Here is a 21,502-nt window from a genome sequence, read left to right as displayed (position 1 = left end):
TCAGGAGATAACATCAAAAGAGAAATTGCTGGAGGTGTTATCGTATTTGTTGCGGATAGGTGATTTCAGGCAGTATGTCGGAAAGACTATCCTAAATAATGTTTATATGAACCTTCGAGGGAAAAAGCCTATATTCAAGCGAACTAGGACAGCAATAGAAAGAAATAATATATTTGCAACAATCAAAAGGTGTGCAAAAAAGCTAAAGCCGGAGTATAATGGAGATGTATATTTGGAAACGGTCAGATGTTATTTCCACATATCGCAAGAAAATCTGGAAAAGTGCCGATATACATATCAGGGGAACGAAACATACGCCTTTCTGATGTCGGACAAGTATATCATGGCATTGTATACGCATTGTCTGGTGGAGAGAAAGGAAGCTGCTTTGCAAGAAGATACAGATAGAGGGCTTTACAGAGAAAGAGTATGGAATGGTAAGGCTGGAGAATGTTTTACTTTGGACATTGCCATTTGATTATGCGATAGAAAAATTTAAGAGAATGTTCAACAGAAAGAGGAGGTAGAAAAATGGAGGAACTTAAGATTAGCTCGAAGGAAACAAAAGATTTCTTTATCCATGCATTTAGGGAAGAAACTTTGGTGCCAATATTAGGGTCAGGATTCACACATGGGGTAAAAACCCGAAGGGGAGGTAGCGTTCCTAGTGGAACTGACTTGAAGGATGCAATGATTGAAAAAATATGCTTGAAGAAAAAAATTAATAATCATGAATTAGAGTCGGAGTCATTTAGTTCAATTTCAGAATTTTTTCAGAATACATTTCCAAATCCGTCCGAAGACGGGGTTATTGATTATTATTTAAAAAACTTCACTGGAGTTAGAATTAATAATCCGCAACAATTACGCTTTTTAAATTATATTAAATGGCCATATATTTATACTTTAAATATTGATACTGGAATTGAGGATTCAAGACCTAAAGAATGGGAAGTGTTCTATCCAAATAGAAAGTTTGACGAGAGAAAAATAAACCCGGATTGTAGAATATTGTATAAAATTCATGGCGATGTTACAATGTTTTGCAAAAGCTCAGACTATAATGAGATGATTCTTACGGAAAGTCAGTATATTGCAAGTCTTCGGCAAAGTGAACAATTTCATGATTTATTATCGGCAGATTGTGGAAATAAGAATTTGTTATATATTGGATGTAGTTTGGATGACGAAATTGATATAAAATATTCTGTTTTAGCAGATAAAAACAGAAATAAAAAAGTCCGAGATATTCGAGGTATATACGTTACATCAGATGATTTATCTGAATTTAAAAAAGATAAATTAGCAGGATTTAATATTTCACATATAATCAAACTTTCATCAAGTGATGACTATGAATACTTTTATGAATTCTTGGTTCAATGCTATGAACAAAGCCAAGCACAAATCGAAAAAAACATAACAAATTTCAAATATATAGAATTAGAAAGACTTGGGAAAGAAAAAAGAATAAATCTTGATTATTTAGCAGACTTATCACCGGATAAAAATAAACTTCCCTTTTATTATGTTTCTTCAGAACGTATTTAAAATATTAAATTGTTACAAGATAAAATTAATGTTGTAATAGGAAGAAGATTTGTGGGTAAAACTATGCTTGCACACGCAATTCTTGAAGCCCATCCTAATTGTCAGCGCTATTTTATTTCAGAGAAAGAGTCTTTATCAGAAAAAGATGTTGTTGATTTACTTCAGGAACATAATGCACTTATTATTTTTGATAGCGAATCACTTGATGATCGTGGGTTTAATAATTTGCTTGTGAATTTTGATCTCTCAAAGAAAAATATTATTTGTATTTTTTTGAATTCATTTGATGATGTGGTCAATTTACTTACATTCAATTCAGAAATAATTAATTATGCCATTGATGGGACATTAACTGGAAAGATATTAAAGAAAGATGTATTAGCTATCAACGAAAAACTGAATTTATTAGGTATTGCTACTTTTAACGAAAAGAATAATTTGTTGGATAATACATTAAGAATTGCGAATGTTTATAATAGAAAACTTGTTAATAGTTATACTATTACATCTTTAGAAGAACTTAAATTAATAATATGGATACTTGTTAAGAATAAAATTTATTTCGAAGAAATTGTGATATTGGGGATGGCTAAGGAATATAAGAAAATTGTCAATCAGTTTTCACCTTTTATACAAGAAGAAAATTGTAAAAAGGGTGAAATCGGGAAGCATTCGGCAATAAAAGTGATATGTAATGGAAAATTAGGATTGTTACAAATTCTAAGTGCATATATTTATCCATCGGCAAGTAGTGAAATTGGTAACAGGATGGCTAAGGAACATCAAAAAAATGTTTGTCAGGCTATATATGAAATATTGTTGAGTTTTAGTAAAATTGATATGGATTATGTTAAGGAATTTTTGCAATTTGATAAGTTGAATGACATTTTTTCTAGAGTGTATTCTGAATTATCTATTACTTCAATGTCGAATCCTAATAGATCTACTTCAATTAAATATGGAGCAGCCAAGTTTATACATAATGTTTATGCAAATGAAAATATAAAGAGACTTAAGGCTAATGATCCGAACTACTGGTTACAACGAGCTAAGAGTATTTATATAACGAACAATTATAGACATGCAGGCTCAAGAGCAGAAATACTTGAGGCAATTGATTGGGCTAAAAAAGCCGAGCAAGATTCAAGAATAAGGGTAGACAATGGTGAAACAAAATATTTTCGTACCGAAAGTAATGCCATTATGCAAATTGCAATGCTTTATGGGAGATTGGCAAAATTATATGGTTATACAAATAATGATGTCAACGAATTGGCATTGGAATATTACTACAAAGTATTTTCTGATACTAATAACATAAGTGCTACAAAGACTTTGCTTAATCATAGTCGAGGAACAGAAGATTTTACAAAATTTGTTAATAGATTGATTTCGAAGACTGATATTGTAGGACCTGAATGGTCTCAAGAAAGAAATTATTTATTGAAAATTGGATTAAATAAGGATGATTACTTTATTTATCACGATAGAAAGTATTGATATAGAAGTAGTCGATAAAACAGCGTCAGGGCAGTTATAAGTCGAGAGATTTGTAGCTGCCCTTTTTTATTGCTTTTGGACACGATGTCCAAAAGCGGAAAGGAGAATTATGAGGTATTTATTACATCGGCTGTATGTTCCGCCTTAGCGGAGCATACGCACATGGAAATGCAGATCGGAGGTACTTATGCAAGAGGAAGTAACGCAGAAAATAATCACTCTTGTAATTAAGACCGCTAAACTGGATGCCAACGTCTTGAAGGCTGCAATGCGGATGTATCTGAACCACCGTAGGCAGAAAGCAGAGAAAACGCATGGTAAAACTTCTGTGAAAAAGCTGGTTGGCGAAGGCGTGGGAGTTTCGTCTATCGAAGTGACGGATGACAATATCAAATCCTTTGAGTGGGTAGCTCGTAAATATAATGTTGATTTCGCCGTCAAGAAAGACAAGACAACGGACCCGCCGAAATATGTGGTATTTTTCAAGGGCAGAGATGCCGATGCAGTAGCACAGGCATTCAAGGAATTTGTTTATGGTAATGAGAAACGGAAGGGCGGGACTTCCGTAAGGGAGAAACTGAAGGAGTCATTGTCTGGCATATCACTTCTGACAAGCAAAATTGCAGATAAAACTTTGGAGCAGTTGGAGAATGAAGGGATATTTGTATTCCCGGAAATTCTTAGAGATGCAGATGATATCACAAAAGACCAGATGATTTTACAGAGTGTAATCATCGAGGATAGAAATGCATCGAAAGTGGAGAAATCTATAGACGGATATAGCGGATTTCTATTTTTCGATGATAATGGAATGCCACTTGTTGCAATGCATTGGCAACACCGCTTTAATCATATGGTCGGCAGATACAATGACATCTACCGGGTACAGTTGCCAAATATCACGCCTCATGTATGCCGACATACCTATTGCTCCAATATGGCAAAATCGGGAAAGAATCCAAAGACGCTGCAGTACCTCATGGGGCATTCGGATATATCGGTTACAATGAATGTGTACACACATATCGGATTCGATGATGCTGAGGAAGAATTGAAACGGATGGAAGAGTTTAGAAAGGCACAGGCGGAGATTGAGCAGAAGAAAGAGAAACCGATGTCGCAGAAGATATTTAAGGTAGTTTAATATGAAAGAAGGATGACGCTCTGGCTTATTGTTGGGGCGTTTTTGGTGGAAAAAATGGATGTTTTTTGATATAATTTAATGAAAATAAAATGATGTTTTTTATTCTCATCAGAAACGAGGGCAAAATGATTATAAAGAGAGATGAAGCGTTTAGGGCGGTTTGCGAGTTAAGAACACAAGTTGGACCTAATGAAATAAGTGTGGGTACTGGAATGTTTGTAAGTTCACCAGTGGGTGATGACCAATTTAGAGGATGGATTGTAACGGCAACACATGTGGCTAGAGAAACAAATAATTTATCTCAAATTGTAATAGCTACAAAAGAAGGAAAAGCTAAAAGTCTTCCACTTGCGACATTTGGAAATATAAGTACATGGATTAATCATTCGATAGCAGATATAAGTGTATTACCAATAGTGTTCACAGATTCAAATATTCGGTTTATGGAAAATAGATTTTTTCCATATGATCATTTTAATCTAGACAGAGTTGCTGTATCTCGTGATTTTGAGTTGACGTCAATAGGATTTCCTCATGGACTTGGTATAGAAGGTTCTTTTTCTCCTTTCACATTTCGTTCTTATGCTTCTTCTGGTTTTGTAACACTTAAACGTGCTGATACAGGAGAAATGTCCGAATTTTTTTGCTTAGAAAATCCAAGTGTTGGTGGTTATTCGGGGTGTCCTGTGTTTGATTTGGGTTATTCTACTAATGGTGTGATGCAAATTACTAAGGAGCGAACTTGGTGTCATGGAATAATGCATGGCACTATGAGTGATACAACAGGTGGGAAAATAGCTTTAGTTACTCCTGCATTTTATCTTAAGGATTTAATAAAAATATAATAGAATGATGATGCCTTTTCTGCGTGGCTAGGGCGTTGTTTTAGTGAAAAATAGTTGATATTTCGATATAGTTTATACTAGAGGTTTGTTATGAGTGAACATAGATATGAAGGTACATGGAAAATACCAAATATAGACAATGAACAAGAAGGAATTCTGTTTATTGATAAGAATAGAGGGCTGATTAGACTTAAACTATTCGTTATGGGGGATGATGGCATTGGCTTCGGACATAGAATTAAAACAATATGTCCAATAATAACAGGAAATCTTATTGGAAATAATAAAATCACATTGGTCAATAATGATGTGATTCATAGACATGAATATTTAGGCTCATATACAGAAATTATTATTGAATCTAAATGGGCTTTTTGGGGGTTTCACTATGAAAGTAAAGATGACATAAAATTTAGTAAGTATTCCGTAGAAATGGATGGACTATTAAATTGGTCTAAGTTGTGTAGTTTTACTTCTACAAATTTTCAATATTATAATTGGGAAAGTAAGGGAAAAATTGAATTAACAATAAATGAAACATTGTCAATTGCTTTTATTCCTATTTGTAAAGGTGGAAAAGGTAGTGCAGTAATAGAGAAAAAGCTAGAGTTAGAACAATACATAGAAATTGTTTTTAGTTATAACACAGAAACAAGTTTAGAAGAATTTATGTTAGATTATAAAAAAATAGAGATGTTAATCACGATTGGCTCAGGTATAATTCCGTACAGAAGAAAAATTTGTTTTTATGATAAAAGAAATTATTTTCATCCAGAACGAAAAGATATTGTTATGCCGAAAGAAATCTATGTGGGAGATAAACCATATTCAAAAGGCGATGAAATAACAAATTTTGATATGTTATTCACACTTGATGATATAGTTACAAATAGTGAAGTTATTCAAAATTGGAGTATGATAATTGATAAAATAAAGCCAGCCTTAAATCTGTACTTTTCAATCATTAGATATGAAGATTTGCCAATTGAAATGCAGTATTTGAATATAGTGCAGGCATTAGAAACTTATCACGCAAGATTTAAGTATAATGATTTGAAGAAATATAAAAAACATGTGGTAAAGTTGTTTGAGGTTGAAGATTTAGATGATATAGATGAGAAAAACAGAAATGCATATTTTGATACGACACAATCTGATGAAAATATTAGTTATATAATTCTGAAGAGTAGATTGGTAGATTTAATGAATGATGATTTTAGACTTAGCTTGTTTCCACTGTTTATAGGTGGGATACAGGTTGAGTTATATGACTTTATTGAAAAGATTGTTGATACTCGTCATTACTATACACATTATGGTAAAACAAAAGAAGAGAAATCTTTAAGAGGTATAGATTTGCAATATGCAATTGCTGTTCTTATGGAAGTATTTGAGTATCATTTTTTGGTTGAATTGGGGTTGCGTAATAGTGGAGCTATTGGCAAGGTAATGAAACGACATGAAAAGTTAAATTATTGGTATAGTCAGCGAAGTGAGTCGCAAAATTCTTAGTAGTAAGAAGTTTCCTTTTACTACCAATTTTACTACTAACAGGTAGTAACAATTTGCTTAATTCTGCTCTGATTTGCCGCAATCTGTAATTTCAGAGCAAACTACACGAATCCCAGCATCCCTCGCAAAACAGGGCATTCCGGGGCAAAACAAGGAGAAACAAAACAATGATAAAAATATTATTTATCTGCCACGGCAGGGTTTTGAGTACAGTTATAAGTGGCGATGAAGTGCGATAAAGCGGGGCAAAGCGTGGTAGAGTGATAGGAGCTGGACTACGGTTTCTATACGAATGAGGATAACAAAATAATGATGAATTGTCTTATGAACCGTGAATAAATGTGAAAGTAGCAGGTGAAAAGTACCTGCTATTTTTATGTTGTAACGTGGCGATTTGTATTGTATATGTTGGACGTAGATGATATAATTTTTTATTCGCAGGGAAAATTGGATGAAATGGAGATTGAATTATGGCAGTTAAGAAAGAGCATATTAGAAAGTTGCTGAAAATGCTTAATTATAGTTTAAAAAATGGCAGAGGAGAGATTTGGACCAAAACATACACTGAATATGACGATTATACTATAAGGTTGGATTTTGATAATGAAAAAATAGAGTATGCAGATAATTCTAAGTCAGAAGATAAGCGTATAACTGTTTCGAATAAAACAACTTCGAATTTTGAGAAGGAAGAGAATTTTGTTGTTCTAGAGTGTGTGAATAGATTACTCGAAAAGGGATATAAACCAGCATCATTGACTTTAGAGTATGGATGGTCAGGAGGACATTCTACTACTGATCGTCTTGACATTATGGTTAAAATGGATGGAAGATCATATTTGATGATTGAATGTAAAACTTGGGATAAAGAGTATAAAAAAGAAAAATCTAATATGTTATTAACAAAAAAAGTGGGGTGTGAGGAACAACCTAAAGGACAGCTTTTAACATATTGTTGGCATGAAAAGACAACGGAATTTTTGTGTTTATATGCGTCTGATTGGTCTTCTGATGAATTAAAGTATGAAAATGCAATTATTCCTGTAGAGAAATCGTGGAGAAATTTATCTAATGCATTAGAATTATATACGTATTGGAATAAATCGTTTAAAAGAAATGGTATTTTTGAAGATACAATAAAACCTTATTGTATTGAACCAAAATCTCTGCTTAGAAAAGATTTGGCAAAAATTACAGATGCTGATAGTAGTAGAATATTTAACCAGTTTCTTGAAATTTTGAGGCATAATTCAGTTTCTGATAAACCCAATGCATTTAACAAAATACTTAATTTGTTCATATGTAAAATTATTGATGAGGATCGCAATGATGATGAGGAACTGCTGTTTCAATGGAAAGACGATTCTACATATATAAGTTTACAATCAAATCTTGAAGACTTATATAAACAGGGGATGGATAGATTCTTAGGAATAGAAGTGACAGATTATTCGGATAAGGAAATTGAAAATAGTTTGGCGATTGTAGATGAAAGCTCAAAAAATATTATAAAACAAATGTTTCAAGAACTACGACTTCAAAAAAATCCTGAATTTGCATTTAAGGAAGTATATAATAAAGAGTCATTTGAAGAAAACGCAAAGGTATTGAAGGAAGTGGTGGAATTATTACAGCCGTATCAATTTAGATACGGACATAAACAACAGTTCTTAGGAAACTTTTTTGAGTTACTTTTAAATACGAGTATTAAACAAGAAGCTGGACAATTCTTTACACCTGTTCCAATTGCTCGTTATATGATTAGTTCTCTTCCGATAAAGGAACGAATTGATAGTAATGTTTCTTCAAATAGGAAGGATATTTTACCATTGGTTATCGACTATGCTTGTGGCTCTGGACATTTTTTGACTGAATATATGGATATTATGCAAGGAATACTCAATAATTATGATACATCAAAATTGAAGCCAAGAATGAGAAACACATTTGATAAGTGGAAGCAAACAGGAAATGATGATGATGTACAAGGAGAATTTGAATGGGCAAAAGATTATGTTTATGGAATTGAGAAGGACTATCGCTTAGTTAAAACGACAAAGATTAGTACATTTTTGAATGGAGATGGAGAGGCAAATATAATTCATGCTGATGGGTTAGATAAGTTTACTTCTGAAAAATATAAAGGAGCACTGTGGACTACAAAAAGGGAAAATGGTAATTTTGATTTTGTAATTGCAAATCCACCATATTCTGTATCTGCGTTTAAACAGACATTACTATCGGGAGACGATGATTTTGAAACATATAAATATTTGACAGAAAATAGTTCTGAAATCGAGTGTCTGTTTGTGGAAAGAACAAAACAGTTGCTAGGTGAAGATGGATGTGCAGCAATTATTCTGCCTGTTTCTATTTTGTCTAATTCAGGTGCGTTGTCAGAAAAGACAAGAGATATTTTGTTAAAAAATTTTTATATAAAAGCAATATCGAACCATTCTGGTGGAAATACTTTTATGGCTACTGATGTAAAAACAATAATTGTTTTCTTGAAAAAGAGGCCTCAGACTGAAATTGCAATTGCTGAAAAAACTGCAAAAGACTTTATCATTAATCATAATGATTTTTCATATAATGGGAAGCCGGATGTTATAAAAAAATATGTATCAGAGGCATTTGATAATATTTCTTTTGAAGACTATATTCAGTTACTTGAAAATAATCCGTCAAGGGAAATGTTAGAAAGTGATTTTTATATTGATTTTGAGAAGCTTGTAAAAAAAACTAAGGAATATAAGGATTTAAAAAAGAATAAAAAATTAGATAAAAACTCTTTTAAAGTGGAATATGATAGAATAAAAATAAAATTGCTGGAGCAACTAGAATTTGAAAAAATAACATATTATTTACTCACATTTGCAAGTAAGACTATATTAATAAAAACAGGTGAAAAACAGGCTGAAAAAGACTTTTTGGGTTATGAATTTGCTACAAGGCGTCGTTATGAGGGGATACATCCATATGCAGATGAGAACGGCTGTATTATTTCAAAGTTATATGATGAAGAAGATTTAAATTCAAATCCAGAAAAAGTTAACTATTATATTCATAGTGCTTTTTTGGACGAATATCCAGAAGTGGATAATACATTGAGAGATAACGTTATTGTTGTAAATACTTCATCCATGTTCAACTTTAAGGAAGCGGATTTTGAAAACAGAATATATATTAGTCCAAGAGAGTTTATTTTGACAAGTCAGTATAAACAGACTAAGTTGGATAGGATTATAAAAATGCCCATTGTTAGGGGAAAGTCTACGCAGTATGGATCATCTGCTGTTCAGGTCATAAAATCAGGTCAGATTCGTGGAGAATATGAATTTGATTTTACTGAAAAGTATTATGCTGCTGATTCATTTGTTTCAGATGATAGAAATTTGCAAAAAGGGGATATATTAATCAATTCAACTGGTGTAGGTACTGCTGGGCGGGTAAATCTGTTTAATTTGGAAGGAGATTTTGTCGTTGATAGTCATGTTGCTATTGTGCGCTTAGATCAAACAGAGATGTTACCTGAATTTTTGTTGTACGTACTTAAAAATATAGGTTTTAAAAATCTAGAATCTTTAGCAACTGGACAAAGTGGGCAGATTGAATTAACACCTACACAAATATCGAATCTAAAAGTTCCAAAACCACCAATAGTTGTGCAAGAACAATTGTGTAAAGAGAATAATAAACTGTATTCTGATATAGCAAAGAAACAGGAAGAAATTGTTGTTATTAAGCAAAATAGGGAAAATATTATTTCGGATATATTTTGTAAAGGGCATAAGGAGTTTTTTCTTGGAGATGAGGAATACGTTACTCTCAGAAGAGGACCTTTTGGAGGTTCATTGAAGAAGGAAATATTTGTAGCATCTGGCTATAAGGTATATGAACAGAAGCATGTAATAAAAAATGATTTTTCAATTGGGAGATATTATATAACAACTGAAAAATTTAATGAAATGAAAGCGTTTGAAGTGTTGCCCAATGATATTCTTATGAGCTGTTCTGGAACAATTGGTAAGTTTGCAATTGTTCCAACAGAAGCAAAACCAGGCATAATAAATCAAGCACTATTAAGATTTAGAACCACAGATAAAATTTTACCAGAATATTTAAAAATGTGTTTGGAATATATTACACTTGAATTTACAAGAAAAAGTCATGGGAAAGGTATTCAAAACGTAACATCAATTGATACACTTAAAGCTATTAAAATTCCTGTACCAGGAGATATGGAGGAACAGAAAAGAATAGTTAAAAGTGTTAGTAAATATGATGATATGATTGACAAATCATTGCATGACATTTATGATATTGAAATGCAACAGGCTAAGCTTATAGACAAATATTTGTAGATGAGGAAGGGATGGTTCAAATCTCTACGACCTTTTAGAATGAAGACCGATGCCCCCTCTCACGCATATTTTCGCGAAATTGCACAGGGGGTATTGTGTTAACTTGGTTTTAGCAACTCGAATGGCTGAAATTAAGTAAAAATATTAAAATGCTGTGCGCGAAAAGTATTGTCGATTTGTGTAAAAGTAGGGCTGCCTTGAAATAGGGCAGCTCTTTTTCAAATATTGTGTTGACTAATTGGCCTGGTAGAGTGATATATGTACATACCAAAAAGGAAAGGCAGGTATGTGCAATGATTACAGAAATTGATTTTAAAGTTACAGGAGAAGAACGTAAGAAGCTGGCTTATGCCATTGGTGAAACACTTGGATTACCTGTAAAGTATACAAGAACACCAAGATTTGATTATATGATTGGTGAGAGTATTCTTGATAAAAAAGGTGTATTTCAGGCATCCAATGAAATTACAGAAAGCCAATTGGACTTGATTATAGAGAGATTTTATACAGGTGAGCCTTTGCAGAATGCGATACAGTCAGAAGATGAGATAATAGAGCAAAATGTATTAAGCATTTCGGTTCCGAGAAGCATGTTTACAGATGACAAACTGGAAAATTTGCAGAAGTTGATAGAAGGAAAGCAAACGCTTATGAAGCATGCATTCCAGGCGGAGCAGTTGGATGTAAAAATTACTGATGACCAGATTTCATTTCCCTGGTTTCCACTTGCGTCTGAGCCGGATGCTGTGAATGCTTATACGGAATTTATATCCAAGTTATGTGACTTGGCAATCAAGCTGAAACGAGTTTCGCTGACAGATAAAGAAGTTGAAAATGAAAAATATGCATTCCGATGTTTCTTATTGCGATTGAGTACCTTACGACTATAATATATGAATCTGAATTATGGTTTATGGATATGGGACGTTGCATTATCCCTAAACCCGAAACACGGTATATTATTGGGAAAGGTTTATTTTACTATTTTTTGAAAGATAGTATGAATGGAAAGTTGAATTCAGTAATTAATCGTAGAAATTATTGTTGTAATAGAAGTGGGATCGAAATTCCAGTAATGTTTTTTGACAATAAAAAAGAATTTGAACAATTTGAAGAATGGTTTGAGAAAAGTGGTTATGAAAATGTTGAACATAAAAGAAAAAAATTAATCAAAAATTCCATAATTCAACACATACTTGAAAAAGAAAATAGGGATGGAAGACCAGAAGTGGGTATACTTGAAATAGCAGCCTGCTATTGGATATATAAGGACTGGAGAATGCAAAAGTATGAGTAGTAATTATTGAGTAGTTCTACTACGTTTTTACTACGATTGACGTCTGTGTATTGCGTAGATTTGCTACAATTTGCATTTTTACACACATTTACAGTAGAGAGAGTTAAAGGTTGAGAGGCCTTGCAAAACCTAGCAAAACTACGCGGTATTTATCAGATTATGAAGGAGAAATTTTATGATTAAAGTACTTTTTATCTGCCACGGCAATATCTGCCGCTCACCGATGTCTGAATTTATTTTAAAAGACATGGTTGAGAAGCGTGGCATAAAAGATAAATTTGATATAGCATCGGCGGCGACATCGACCGAGGAGATATGGAATGGCAAAGGCAATTCTATATATCCGCCGGCACAGGCAGAACTAAAAAAACACGGAATTGGAAAGACTGCGTATACCAATTTCAGCAGCAAGCGGGCACGACAGGTCACAAAGCAGGATTACAATTACTATGATTATCTTTTGTGTGCGGACAGCAGCAATATACGCAATACAATAAGAATTACAGGACCTGACACAGATAACAAAATAAAGCTTCTTCTGGATTATACAGACCGCAAAGGCAGCAGTATTGCTGACCCGTGGTATTCAGGCAATTTCGTTGATACATATAGGGATGTTGTGGAAGGCTGTGAAGGCTTCCTTGCATATCTGGAATCACAGCATGTTATATAAATTTATAAAAATCATCAAACACATAACATTTCAACAGATTAATCAAAATGGAGAAGTATTATGAATCTTGAAAAATATTTTGAAATAATGCATCTGACTGAAAAACTAAAAAATAATACAAGACATTCATGGCTTTCATCTGGAAGACGTGAAAGTGTTGCTGAGCACTGTTACAGGCTTACACTTATGGCTTATTTTATGAAGGATGAGTTTAAAGATGCAGACATAGATAAGGTAATCCGAATGTGTATGTTTCACGATATCGGGGAGGCGTTCACAGGCGACATTCCGACATTTGAAAAGAAAGAAAAAGACAGCCTTAAAGAAGAGAAGATAGTTGAAAATTGGATAGATGAACTGCCAAAGCCGTATAAAAAAGAACTTCATGAACTGTTTAAAGAGATGGAAGAGCAGGTTACAACTGAAGCCAAACTGTATAAGGCACTTGACAGGATGGAGGCGGTTATCCAGCATAACGAGGCTGATATAAGAACATGGCTGCCGTTAGAATATGAGTTGCAGCTCTCTTATGGTGAAAAAGAGGCGGCATTTAGTAAAGTGACTGAAAAACTAAAAGAACATGCAAATAACGATACAATAGAAAAGATAGAAAAAGCAAAATTTGCAGGTTATGTAAAGGAAGATATCAGTGATGTAGTGCTAACAGATAATATCGGCATAATAAGGCTTGTTCTTGGTGCATGTTTTACTAATTGTTATATTGTATACAATATCAGGACGAATAACTGCCTGATTATTGACCCGGCAGATGATGCAGAAAAGATAATTGATAATATCAGTAAAAATGGGCTGAAGCCACAGTATATTCTGGTGACGCATGGGCATACGGACCACATACTTGCACTTGGTGCTTTGAAAGAAAAGTATAATATTCCTGTAGTTATCAGCAGGATTGATGCACCGCGTCTTCTTGATGAAGAACTGATAAATGAAAGACCATATGTTGAAGTGCCGTATAAAGCCGTATATCCATCTGTTTTATTAGGAGAGGGTGATGAAATCTGGCTTGATGATATAAGATTTGAAACCATGATTTTACCGGGGCACACACCGGGTTCTGCTGCATTTAAGATTGATTTTAAAAACAGCACGGGACATAGAATAGATGAAAACAAATATACAGCTGCCAAATATATGGATGCTGAAAATACAATATATCAGGTTGGTGATTCAAATGAACCGGATAATATAAAAGGCATAATTTTTACGGGTGATACCATGCTTGCGGGAGGACACGGAAAGACAAGTCTGCCGGGTGGAAATGAAGAAGATATGATTAAGTCTTTACAGCGTTTAAAAGATATAGACGGAAATTATCTGATTTATCCGGGACATAAGGAAATTACGACATTAAAAAAAGAAAGACAATAAAAACAGCGGATGAAAAACGAATCAGAAGGAAGCCTTCAGTTAGTTATCGTTTTCATCCGCTTAGTTTTACAGGACATTTATTAAATTGGATTATTTAACCAATGTGTATTGTACTGTAATGCTAAAAAATTTTATAAAAATCTATAGAATATTAAAATTCATTTCCGGGAAATTTTGGAATTCCGTCAAAGCCAGGTTTTAAATCTTCATCAGTCGGAATGTAGTCTGTCATTTCGCCGTTGTTGAACTTTTCGTAAGCAACCATGTCGAAGTAACCTGTGCCTGTAAGACCAAATACAATAGTCTTTTCTTCGCCTGTTTCCTTGCATTTGAGAGCTTCGTCGATTGCAACACGGATTGCGTGGCTGCTTTCAGGAGCCGGAAGAATGCCTTCAACTCTTGCGAACTGTTCAGCTGCCTCAAATACAGAAGTCTGTTCTACACTTCTTGCCTCGATAATTCCGTCATGGTAGAGCTGTGAAACAACAGGGCTCATACCATGGTAGCGTAATCCGCCGGCGTGGTTGGCAGAAGGGATAAATCCGCTTCCGAGTGTATACATCTTAGCAAGAGGGCATACCTTTCCTGTATCGCAGAAATCATATGCAAACACGCCTCTTGTAAGACTTGGGCATGATGCAGGTTCAACCGCAATAATCTGATAGTCATGTTCACCGCGGAGCATTTCACCGGCAAATGGAGAAATAAGACCGCCGAGGTTTGAGCCGCCACCGGCACATCCGATGATAATATCAGGAACAATATCATATTTTTCAAGAGCAGCTTTAGTCTCAAGACCTATTACAGTCTGGTGGAGAAGTACCTGATTGAGAACGCTTCCGAGAACATAGCGGTAACCTTCCTGGCGTGATTCGGCTTCGACTGCCTCAGAGATTGCACATCCGAGACTTCCTGTTGTGCCGGGATGTTCAGCAAGAATCTTCTTTCCGACTTCAGTAGTTGTGCTTGGAGAAGGAGTGACTTTTGCTCCGTATGTACGCATAACTTCACGTCTGAATGGCTTCTGTTCGTAAGAAACTTTTACCATATAAACCTGACAGTCAAGTCCGAAATAAGAGCATGCCATAGAAAGTGCAGTACCCCACTGACCGGCACCGGTCTCTGTTGTAACACCTTTAAGCCCCTGCTTTTTTGCATAATAAGCCTGTGCGATAGCAGAGTTAAGCTTGTGGCTTCCACTTGTGTTATTGCCTTCAAATTTATAGTAAATCTTAGCAGGTGTCTGCAATTTTTTCTCAAGACAATATGCACGGACAAGAGGTGACGGACGATACATCTTGTAGAAATCAACGATTTCTTCAGGAATAGGAATATATGCATTAGTTTCGTCAAGTTCCTGTGCGATTAATTCATCACAAAATACAGCTTTCAAATCATCTGCTGTCATTGGCTTTAAAGTTGCTGGATTGAGGAGCGGAGCCGGTTTGTTTTTCATATCGGCACGCACGTTGTACCATGATTTTGGCAGCTCATCCTCGTTAAGATAAATTTTGTACGGAATTTTTTTCTCTGACCCCATAATAATAAATAACTCCTTTTGTTTTTAAAAACTATTTAAAATATCGTATCATAAATAGTGAAAATTAGCAATGATTAAAAGTGTATCAATATTAAATTTATTAAGAAAAAATACTTGCATACTTTGCGATAAAGCGATAATCTATCGGAGACACAAAACAGTAATTAACGAAGACACAAAACAGTAATTAGCGGAGATAAACAATGGCAGGAATGGTGGATATGAAAAACAGAAAAAAAGATGTACTGCGAAAAGTCTTTGGATATGATTCATTCAGGACGGGGCAGGAGGAAATTGTGGATAACATACTTCTGGGACGCGATGTTTGTGGAATAATGCCTACAGGAGCAGGTAAATCAATATGTTACCAGCTTCCGGCGTTATTGCTTCCCGGAATAACAATAGTAGTATCTCCGCTTATTTCACTTATGATAGACCAGGTAAAAGCATTGAATGAGGCAGGGGTTCATGCTGCATATATAAACAGTGCCCTCACTGAAAATCAGATTACGAAAGCACTTTATAATGCGATGTGTGGCAGATACAAAATAGTCTATGTAGCACCGGAAAGACTTGAAACCAACAGATTTCTTGAATTTGTGCTTAATGCCGATATTTCGATGATTACGATAGATGAGGCACATTGCATCTCACAGTGGGGACAGGATTTCAGGCCAAGCTATCTTAAAATAGTGAATCTTATAAAAATGCTGCCTAAAAGACCTGTTGTAAGTGCATTTACAGCAACAGCAACGCAGGCAGTAAAAGATGATATTGTATGCGTGCTGGGACTGAATAATCCTTTTATAAAGGTGACCGGATTTGACAGGAGTAACCTGTATTTTGAAGTGCGTCAGCCGAATAATAAGGATGCAGAAGTGCTTAATTATGTGCTTTCTCACAGGGATGACAGTGGAATAATATATTGTGCTACAAGAAAAAATGTTGACAAAGTATATGCGATGCTTGCTAAAAATGGAATTGCAGTTACAAGGTATCACGCCGGGCTTGATAATGATATGAGAAAAGCCAATCAGGAAGATTTCATATATGATGAAAAACCGGTAATTGTGGCAACAAATGCGTTTGGCATGGGTATAGACAAGTCAAATGTAAGATATGTGCTTCATTATAATATGCCTCAGTGTATAGAAAATTATTATCAGGAAGCGGGAAGAGCCGGCCGTGATGGAGAACCTGCAGAATGTATATTGCTTTTTTCGCCACAGGATGTTATTATCAACGAATTCCTCATCGAAAATAAAGGGGAAAATAACGAATTTACTGAAGAGGAAAGAAAAGCTGTACATGACAATGATATACGCAGATTGAAAAAAATGCGTTACTACTGCAGTACAAAGGAGTGTCTGAGAGAATACATGCTAAACTATTTTGGCGAGTATTCAGGAAAAGATGACTGTGGTAACTGCAGCAACTGTTCTGCAGTATTTGAAGAAAAGGATGTAACAAATACAGCTTCAGTTATTATTAAGACAATAAAAGAGTGTCATGAAAGATTTGGAACATCGGTAATAACAGGGACGATTCGCTGTGAAAATAAGGCAAAACTAAGAAGTTACGGAGTTGACAGGTATTCGACATTTGGAATGTGCCGTCAGATGAGTGAAAGCTTTATAAAAGGCGTTATTGACAAGATGCTGCTTGATGGGTATCTTAGGGAAACGGATGATATGTACAGACTTCTTAAACTTACAGAAACTTCAGATATGCTGATATCAGGTGAAGAGCATCTTATTATGAAATGGTCGGAACGAAAAGAAGAATTCAAAAAAGAAAAGCGTACACCAAAAAGCCTCGATGCAGACGGCCTTATGCTGTTTGAAAGACTGCGTATGTTAAGAATTGATATTGCACGAAATGAAAATGTGCCGCCATATATAGTCTTTTCAGATAAGGCACTTACTGATATGTGCATAAAAAGACCACATACAAAAGCAGAAATGCTTAATGTAAACGGTGTTGGTGAAAATAAATACGAAAGATACGGAAAAGAGTTTCTTAAATGTATAAAAGAACACGAAAATCAGGAGGATACACATGGTTAAAGACATGACAAAAGGTTCGCCGATGAAACTGATTCTTGGATTTGCAATTCCTATGCTTATGGGAATGCTTTTTCAGCAGTTTTACAATCTGGTGGACACAATGATTGTTGGAAAAACATTAGGCGTAGATGCACTTGCGGGCGTTGGAGCTACGGCGTGCATTAACTTTATGATTATTGGTTTCTGCATGGGAGTATGTAACGGATTTGCGATTCCTGTTGCACAGCAGTTTGGAGCAGGCAAATATTCGGAACTCAGAAAGTATGTATATAATGGATATATTTGCAGCATTATATTTTCGGTTGTGCTGATGGTCGCATCAGTTGTGGGCTGCCGCGGTATACTTACACTTTTAAGGACACCTTCCAATATTTATGAGCATGCATATGCATATATTGTTGTAATATTTGCAGGAATACCAACGGTTTTCCTTTATAATATGGTTTCTGGTGTAATCCGTTCACTTGGTGACAGCAAGACACCTGTATATTTCCTTGTCGTTTCGGCGGTTATAAATATAATACTTGATTTTGTATTTATTCTTGTATTTAAAATGGGAGTTGCCGGGGCTGCATGGGCGACAGACATATCACAGCTTATATCAGGTGTGGCATGTTATGTTTATATGAATAAAAAATATGATATACTGAAATTCCAGAAGCAGGAGAAGAAGTTTAAAAAGGTTTATGTTAAGAATCTTTGCATAAATGGAATTCCTATGGGACTGCAGTATTCAATCACGGCAATAGGAAGTGTAATTCTTCAGGCAGCAGTTAATACGCTTGGCTCAGTCTATGTTGCAGCAATGACAGCAGGCTCAAAGATATTTACATTTACATGTTGTCCGTTTGATGCACTCGGTTCGACGATGGCAACATATGGCGGTCAGAACGTAGGAGCCGGCAAAACGGAGCGTCTCGGAAAGGGAATTAAGGCTGCGGGAATAATAGGAATTATATACAGCATTGTTGCATTTGTTCTTTTATATTTCTTTGCAAGTTACATTGCACTTCTGTTTGTGGCAGCATCAGAGACAGAGATAATAAGACTGACACATCAGTTTATTGTATATTCGGCATTGTTCTATATACCGCTTACATTTGTCAATGTAATAAGATTTTGCATACAGGGTATGGGATTTTCAACGTTTGCAATACTTGCGGGAGTGTTTGAGATGGCGGCAAGAACATTTGCGGCAGTTATGCTGGTTCCGGTTATGGGATATAGCGGTGCGTGTCTTGCAAATCCGCTCGCATGGATTGCAGCGGACATATTCCTGTTCCCGGCATTTATGTATTGTAAAAAACGACTTGAGAGAGCAGGAAAAACAGCATAAAGAAAAAATAAAAAGCTTCGCATCCGTGAATAAAGCAATTCTCACGGACAGCGAAGCTTTTTGTAAGCTTTGCATATCAATGCTACAGATGGCATATTTTGTGCAGATGTATATTTAAAAATGCATGATTTCTATTAAGAAAATCCATGCGAGTCCATAGTATGTCACGACGGCAACAAGGTCGTTTACTGTTGTGATAAGCGGACCTGAAGCAACTGCCGGGTCGATATGGATTTTTTTGAAAAACATAGGTATAAGTGTTCCCACAAGGCTTGATATAAGCATTGCAAGCATAAGTGCAGCACCGATACAGAGTGAGATGCTGAATGAAAATAGTATTGATGCACCCTTAAAAAAGTGGATATAGCTGCCAATGCATACAAGTGATAATATGCCGAGAATCAGTCCGTTGATAAGACCAACGCGGCCTTCTTTAAACACAAGTCCGAATTTTTGTCTGGCAGTCAGATCTTCATCCATGAGAACACGGATAGTAACAGCGAGTGACTGCGTACCTACATTTCCGGCCATATCAAGTATAAGTGACTGGAAACACATAACAATAGTAAGCTGGGCAACTACAGTTTCAAACATTCCTACAACAGATGAAACAACAAGTCCGAGACCGAGAAGTATAATCAGCCATGGCAGACGTTTTTTGATACTCTGTTTTAGCGGCTCATGCAAGTCCTCTTCAGAAGTAAGACCGGCAAGCATGGCGTAATCTTCACCCATTTCATCATCAACGACTTTAACAATATCCTGTGCGGTTATAACTCCTAAAAGCCTGTTATTTTCATCGAGTGCAGGAATAGAATCCTCTGAGTAATCTTTAATCCATTCGATACAATCGTCAATATCTTCTTTGGCATAGACGAAAGGATATGACGTTACAATTAAATCTGAGAGCGGCATATCAGCTCTGGCGATGATAAGCTCATTAAGGCTTATGGCACCACAGAAAACATCATTTTCATCTTCAACATAGATTGTAGAAATATTATCATTTTCGGCGGCCTGATTTACAAGCTCACGCATAGCCTGTTTAATTGTAAGTGTAGAGTGGATTAAAACGAAATTTGTTGTCATTTTGCTGCCTATCTGGTCATCGTCAAATGAAGAGATAAGAGCAATGTCACGTCTTGCATCATTACCTATAAGCTCGATTAAATCATCGCGTGTTTTTTTATCAAGGTGCTGGAGAACAAAAACTGCTTTGTCAGCGTCCATTTCGGATACAACAGCAGCTTTCTTCTTGATATCGAGCTCCTTGAAATATGTCGGAATATTGTCTTCGTCAACATATTCAAATATATCTGAAAGCTCGTCAATATTAAGCAGCCTGTATAATCTCTGTCTTTCTGATATGCTCATGCTGTCAAGTGCAGCGGCAATATCATTTTCATGATAATCAAGCAGCTTGTCTTTAATCTGTGCAGGGGATGCGTTGCTTCTGATAATAGAAGCGATTTCCTTTTCGTAGTCAGGTTTTGCTGAAGAAAGTTCCTCAGCAGTTGTGTTTACGATGTCTTTTTCTTCCATCACAATCTCCTTTCATATTCAGTTAGAAATAGTCTGTAGCGACCGGACATGAAAATCATTGCCAGAAAAAGCAGGAGAAAAAAATCCGATGCAGATAACCGGATTTATGAAAGTTTTTCATATTTAGAAATGAAGAAATTTATAGACTTAAAATGAGACCCGCCATGACAAAAGTGCCGGGTTTAAAATCTATATTCTTATATGAATTCTTCTGATTTTTGCAGACAATGATGCTACTTCGCCCGTAACTGTCGTCAGTCATGATCTCACCTCGTTTTCATAAAATAATATTAAAAATAAATATGCGGAAAAATCCCATAAAGAAGATTATAGTTCACTGCAAATAAAAAAGTCAAGAAATAATATAATAAATATTATGAGCTGTTATATAAAAAGACAACCATATATAAGCAGATAAATTTATGGCTTATATAATGGCTGTCTCTATTATTAAAAAATCAAATATTTTTTGACGTATGTAAATTGTGTTCATGAAGATATTTTTCTTTGGTTGCAAGACCACCTCGTATGTGTCGTTCCTGTTTGTTAATGTCAAGAACCTTTCTTGCCTCACTTGCAAGTGAGGGATTAATACGTGCTAATCTTGAAGTGACATCTTTGTGAACAGTGCTTTTGCTGACACCGAATTTTCTTGCCGTCTGACGGACGGTAGCTTTTGTTTCGATAATATATTCAGCAGTTTTTATAGCCCGTTCTTCGATATAACCTTTCAATCAAAA

Annotated in this window: 15 protein-coding genes and 2 pseudogenes; 14 read left to right on the top strand and 3 right to left on the bottom strand. The window is 35.2% G+C overall.

What is annotated here, in order from left to right; translation table 11 throughout:
- The 12 genes and pseudogenes from WMO38_RS07810 to WMO38_RS07755 all read left to right on the top strand — a co-directional run.
- On the top strand, positions 1-478 hold a 478-nt coding region (locus WMO38_RS07810), incomplete at its 5' end, for a hypothetical protein (RefSeq protein WP_349162095.1).
- A gap of 53 nt (positions 479-531) precedes the next feature.
- Complete coding sequence (locus WMO38_RS07805; protein WP_349162094.1) at positions 532-1,551, top strand: SIR2 family protein; 1,020 nt, start codon at positions 532-534, stop codon at positions 1,549-1,551.
- A gap of 51 nt (positions 1,552-1,602) precedes the next feature.
- Positions 1,603-3,051 (top strand): hypothetical protein, encoded by a 1,449-nt coding sequence (locus tag WMO38_RS07800; protein WP_349162093.1) that lies wholly within the window; start codon positions 1,603-1,605, stop codon positions 3,049-3,051.
- A gap of 187 nt (positions 3,052-3,238) precedes the next feature.
- A pseudogene (locus WMO38_RS07795) lies at positions 3,239-3,638 on the top strand (PcfB family protein); the annotation flags it as partial.
- A gap of 140 nt (positions 3,639-3,778) precedes the next feature.
- Positions 3,779-4,195: pseudogene (locus WMO38_RS07790) on the top strand (tyrosine-type recombinase/integrase); the annotation flags it as partial.
- Between the two features lie 125 nt (positions 4,196-4,320).
- Entirely contained in the window at positions 4,321-5,040 is a 720-nt protein-coding gene (locus WMO38_RS07785) for a S1 family serine peptidase (protein WP_349162092.1), read from the top strand.
- A 90-nt stretch (positions 5,041-5,130) separates the two neighbouring features.
- The gene (locus tag WMO38_RS07780; RefSeq protein ID WP_349162091.1) at positions 5,131-6,552 is read left to right on the top strand and encodes an ApeA N-terminal domain 1-containing protein; all 1,422 of its coding nucleotides are present in this window, start codon (positions 5,131-5,133) and stop codon (positions 6,550-6,552) included.
- A gap of 470 nt (positions 6,553-7,022) precedes the next feature.
- Positions 7,023-10,916 (top strand): N-6 DNA methylase, encoded by a 3,894-nt coding sequence (locus WMO38_RS07775; RefSeq protein ID WP_349162090.1) that lies wholly within the window; start codon positions 7,023-7,025, stop codon positions 10,914-10,916.
- A gap of 293 nt (positions 10,917-11,209) precedes the next feature.
- The gene (locus tag WMO38_RS07770) at positions 11,210-11,806 is read left to right on the top strand and encodes a hypothetical protein (protein WP_349162089.1); all 597 of its coding nucleotides are present in this window, start codon (positions 11,210-11,212) and stop codon (positions 11,804-11,806) included.
- A gap of 110 nt (positions 11,807-11,916) precedes the next feature.
- Positions 11,917-12,213, top strand: a complete 297-nt coding sequence (locus WMO38_RS07765) for a hypothetical protein (protein WP_349162087.1) — start codon at positions 11,917-11,919, stop codon at positions 12,211-12,213.
- A gap of 175 nt (positions 12,214-12,388) precedes the next feature.
- On the top strand, positions 12,389-12,886 hold the full coding sequence (locus WMO38_RS07760) for a low molecular weight protein-tyrosine-phosphatase (protein WP_349162085.1): 498 nt from the start codon (positions 12,389-12,391) through the stop codon (positions 12,884-12,886).
- Between the two features lie 60 nt (positions 12,887-12,946).
- Complete coding sequence (locus WMO38_RS07755; protein ID WP_349162083.1) at positions 12,947-14,278, top strand: HD domain-containing protein; 1,332 nt, start codon at positions 12,947-12,949, stop codon at positions 14,276-14,278.
- A 151-nt stretch (positions 14,279-14,429) separates the two neighbouring features.
- Here WMO38_RS07755 and WMO38_RS07750 read toward each other — a convergent pair whose 3' ends face one another.
- Positions 14,430-15,818: a TrpB-like pyridoxal phosphate-dependent enzyme gene (locus WMO38_RS07750; RefSeq protein ID WP_349162082.1), complete on the bottom strand. Its 1,389-nt coding sequence runs from the start codon at positions 15,816-15,818 to the stop codon at positions 14,430-14,432.
- 203 nt (positions 15,819-16,021) lie between these two features.
- Here WMO38_RS07750 and recQ point away from each other — a divergent pair, with 203 nt between their 5' ends.
- Together recQ and WMO38_RS07740 are read left to right on the top strand one after the other, a co-directional pair.
- Entirely contained in the window at positions 16,022-17,884 is a 1,863-nt protein-coding gene (gene recQ, locus WMO38_RS07745; protein WP_349162081.1) for a DNA helicase RecQ, read from the top strand.
- Positions 17,877-19,220, top strand: a complete 1,344-nt coding sequence (locus tag WMO38_RS07740; protein WP_349162079.1) for an MATE family efflux transporter — start codon at positions 17,877-17,879, stop codon at positions 19,218-19,220. The genes recQ and WMO38_RS07740 overlap by 8 nt, the downstream gene beginning before the upstream one ends.
- Before the next feature lie 114 nt (positions 19,221-19,334).
- On the opposite strand, the gene mgtE is transcribed toward WMO38_RS07740, so the two are convergent.
- Both mgtE and spoIIID read right to left on the bottom strand, forming a co-directional pair.
- Entirely contained in the window at positions 19,335-20,762 is a 1,428-nt protein-coding gene (gene mgtE / locus WMO38_RS07735; protein WP_186837244.1) for a magnesium transporter, read from the bottom strand.
- Positions 20,763-21,220: 458 nt separating this feature from the next.
- Positions 21,221-21,496, bottom strand: a complete 276-nt coding sequence (gene spoIIID / locus WMO38_RS07730; RefSeq protein WP_021866349.1) for a sporulation transcriptional regulator SpoIIID — start codon at positions 21,494-21,496, stop codon at positions 21,221-21,223.
- Positions 21,497-21,502 lie beyond the last annotated feature (6 nt).

Source organism: Lachnospira hominis (ex Hitch et al. 2025), from assembly GCF_040096395.1.
Classification (GTDB): domain Bacteria; phylum Bacillota; class Clostridia; order Lachnospirales; family Lachnospiraceae; genus Lachnospira; species Lachnospira hominis.
The sequence above is the reverse complement of the archived record's forward strand: the minus strand, read 5'-3'. Positions and strand labels throughout refer to the sequence as shown.

What these genes read in the sequence shown, in the direction of transcription:
- WMO38_RS07805 (WP_349162094.1), top strand. Translation starts at nt 532, where the DNA reads ATGGAGGAACTTAAGATTAGCTCGAAGGAAACAAAAGATTTCTTTATC.
- WMO38_RS07785 (WP_349162092.1), top strand. Translation starts at nt 4,321, where the DNA reads ATGATTATAAAGAGAGATGAAGCGTTTAGGGCGGTTTGCGAGTTAAGA.
- WMO38_RS07780 (WP_349162091.1), top strand. Translation starts at nt 5,131, where the DNA reads ATGAGTGAACATAGATATGAAGGTACATGGAAAATACCAAATATAGAC.
- WMO38_RS07775 (WP_349162090.1), top strand. Translation starts at nt 7,023, where the DNA reads ATGGCAGTTAAGAAAGAGCATATTAGAAAGTTGCTGAAAATGCTTAAT.
- WMO38_RS07770 (WP_349162089.1), top strand. Translation starts at nt 11,210, where the DNA reads ATGATTACAGAAATTGATTTTAAAGTTACAGGAGAAGAACGTAAGAAG.
- WMO38_RS07765 (WP_349162087.1), top strand. Translation starts at nt 11,917, where the DNA reads ATGAATGGAAAGTTGAATTCAGTAATTAATCGTAGAAATTATTGTTGT.
- WMO38_RS07760 (WP_349162085.1), top strand. Translation starts at nt 12,389, where the DNA reads ATGATTAAAGTACTTTTTATCTGCCACGGCAATATCTGCCGCTCACCG.
- WMO38_RS07755 (WP_349162083.1), top strand. Translation starts at nt 12,947, where the DNA reads ATGAATCTTGAAAAATATTTTGAAATAATGCATCTGACTGAAAAACTA.
- WMO38_RS07750 (WP_349162082.1), bottom strand. Translation starts at nt 15,818, where the DNA reads ATGGGGTCAGAGAAAAAAATTCCGTACAAAATTTATCTTAACGAGGAT.
- recQ (WP_349162081.1), top strand. Translation starts at nt 16,022, where the DNA reads ATGGCAGGAATGGTGGATATGAAAAACAGAAAAAAAGATGTACTGCGA.
- WMO38_RS07740 (WP_349162079.1), top strand. Translation starts at nt 17,877, where the DNA reads ATGGTTAAAGACATGACAAAAGGTTCGCCGATGAAACTGATTCTTGGA.
- mgtE (WP_186837244.1), bottom strand. Translation starts at nt 20,762, where the DNA reads ATGGAAGAAAAAGACATCGTAAACACAACTGCTGAGGAACTTTCTTCA.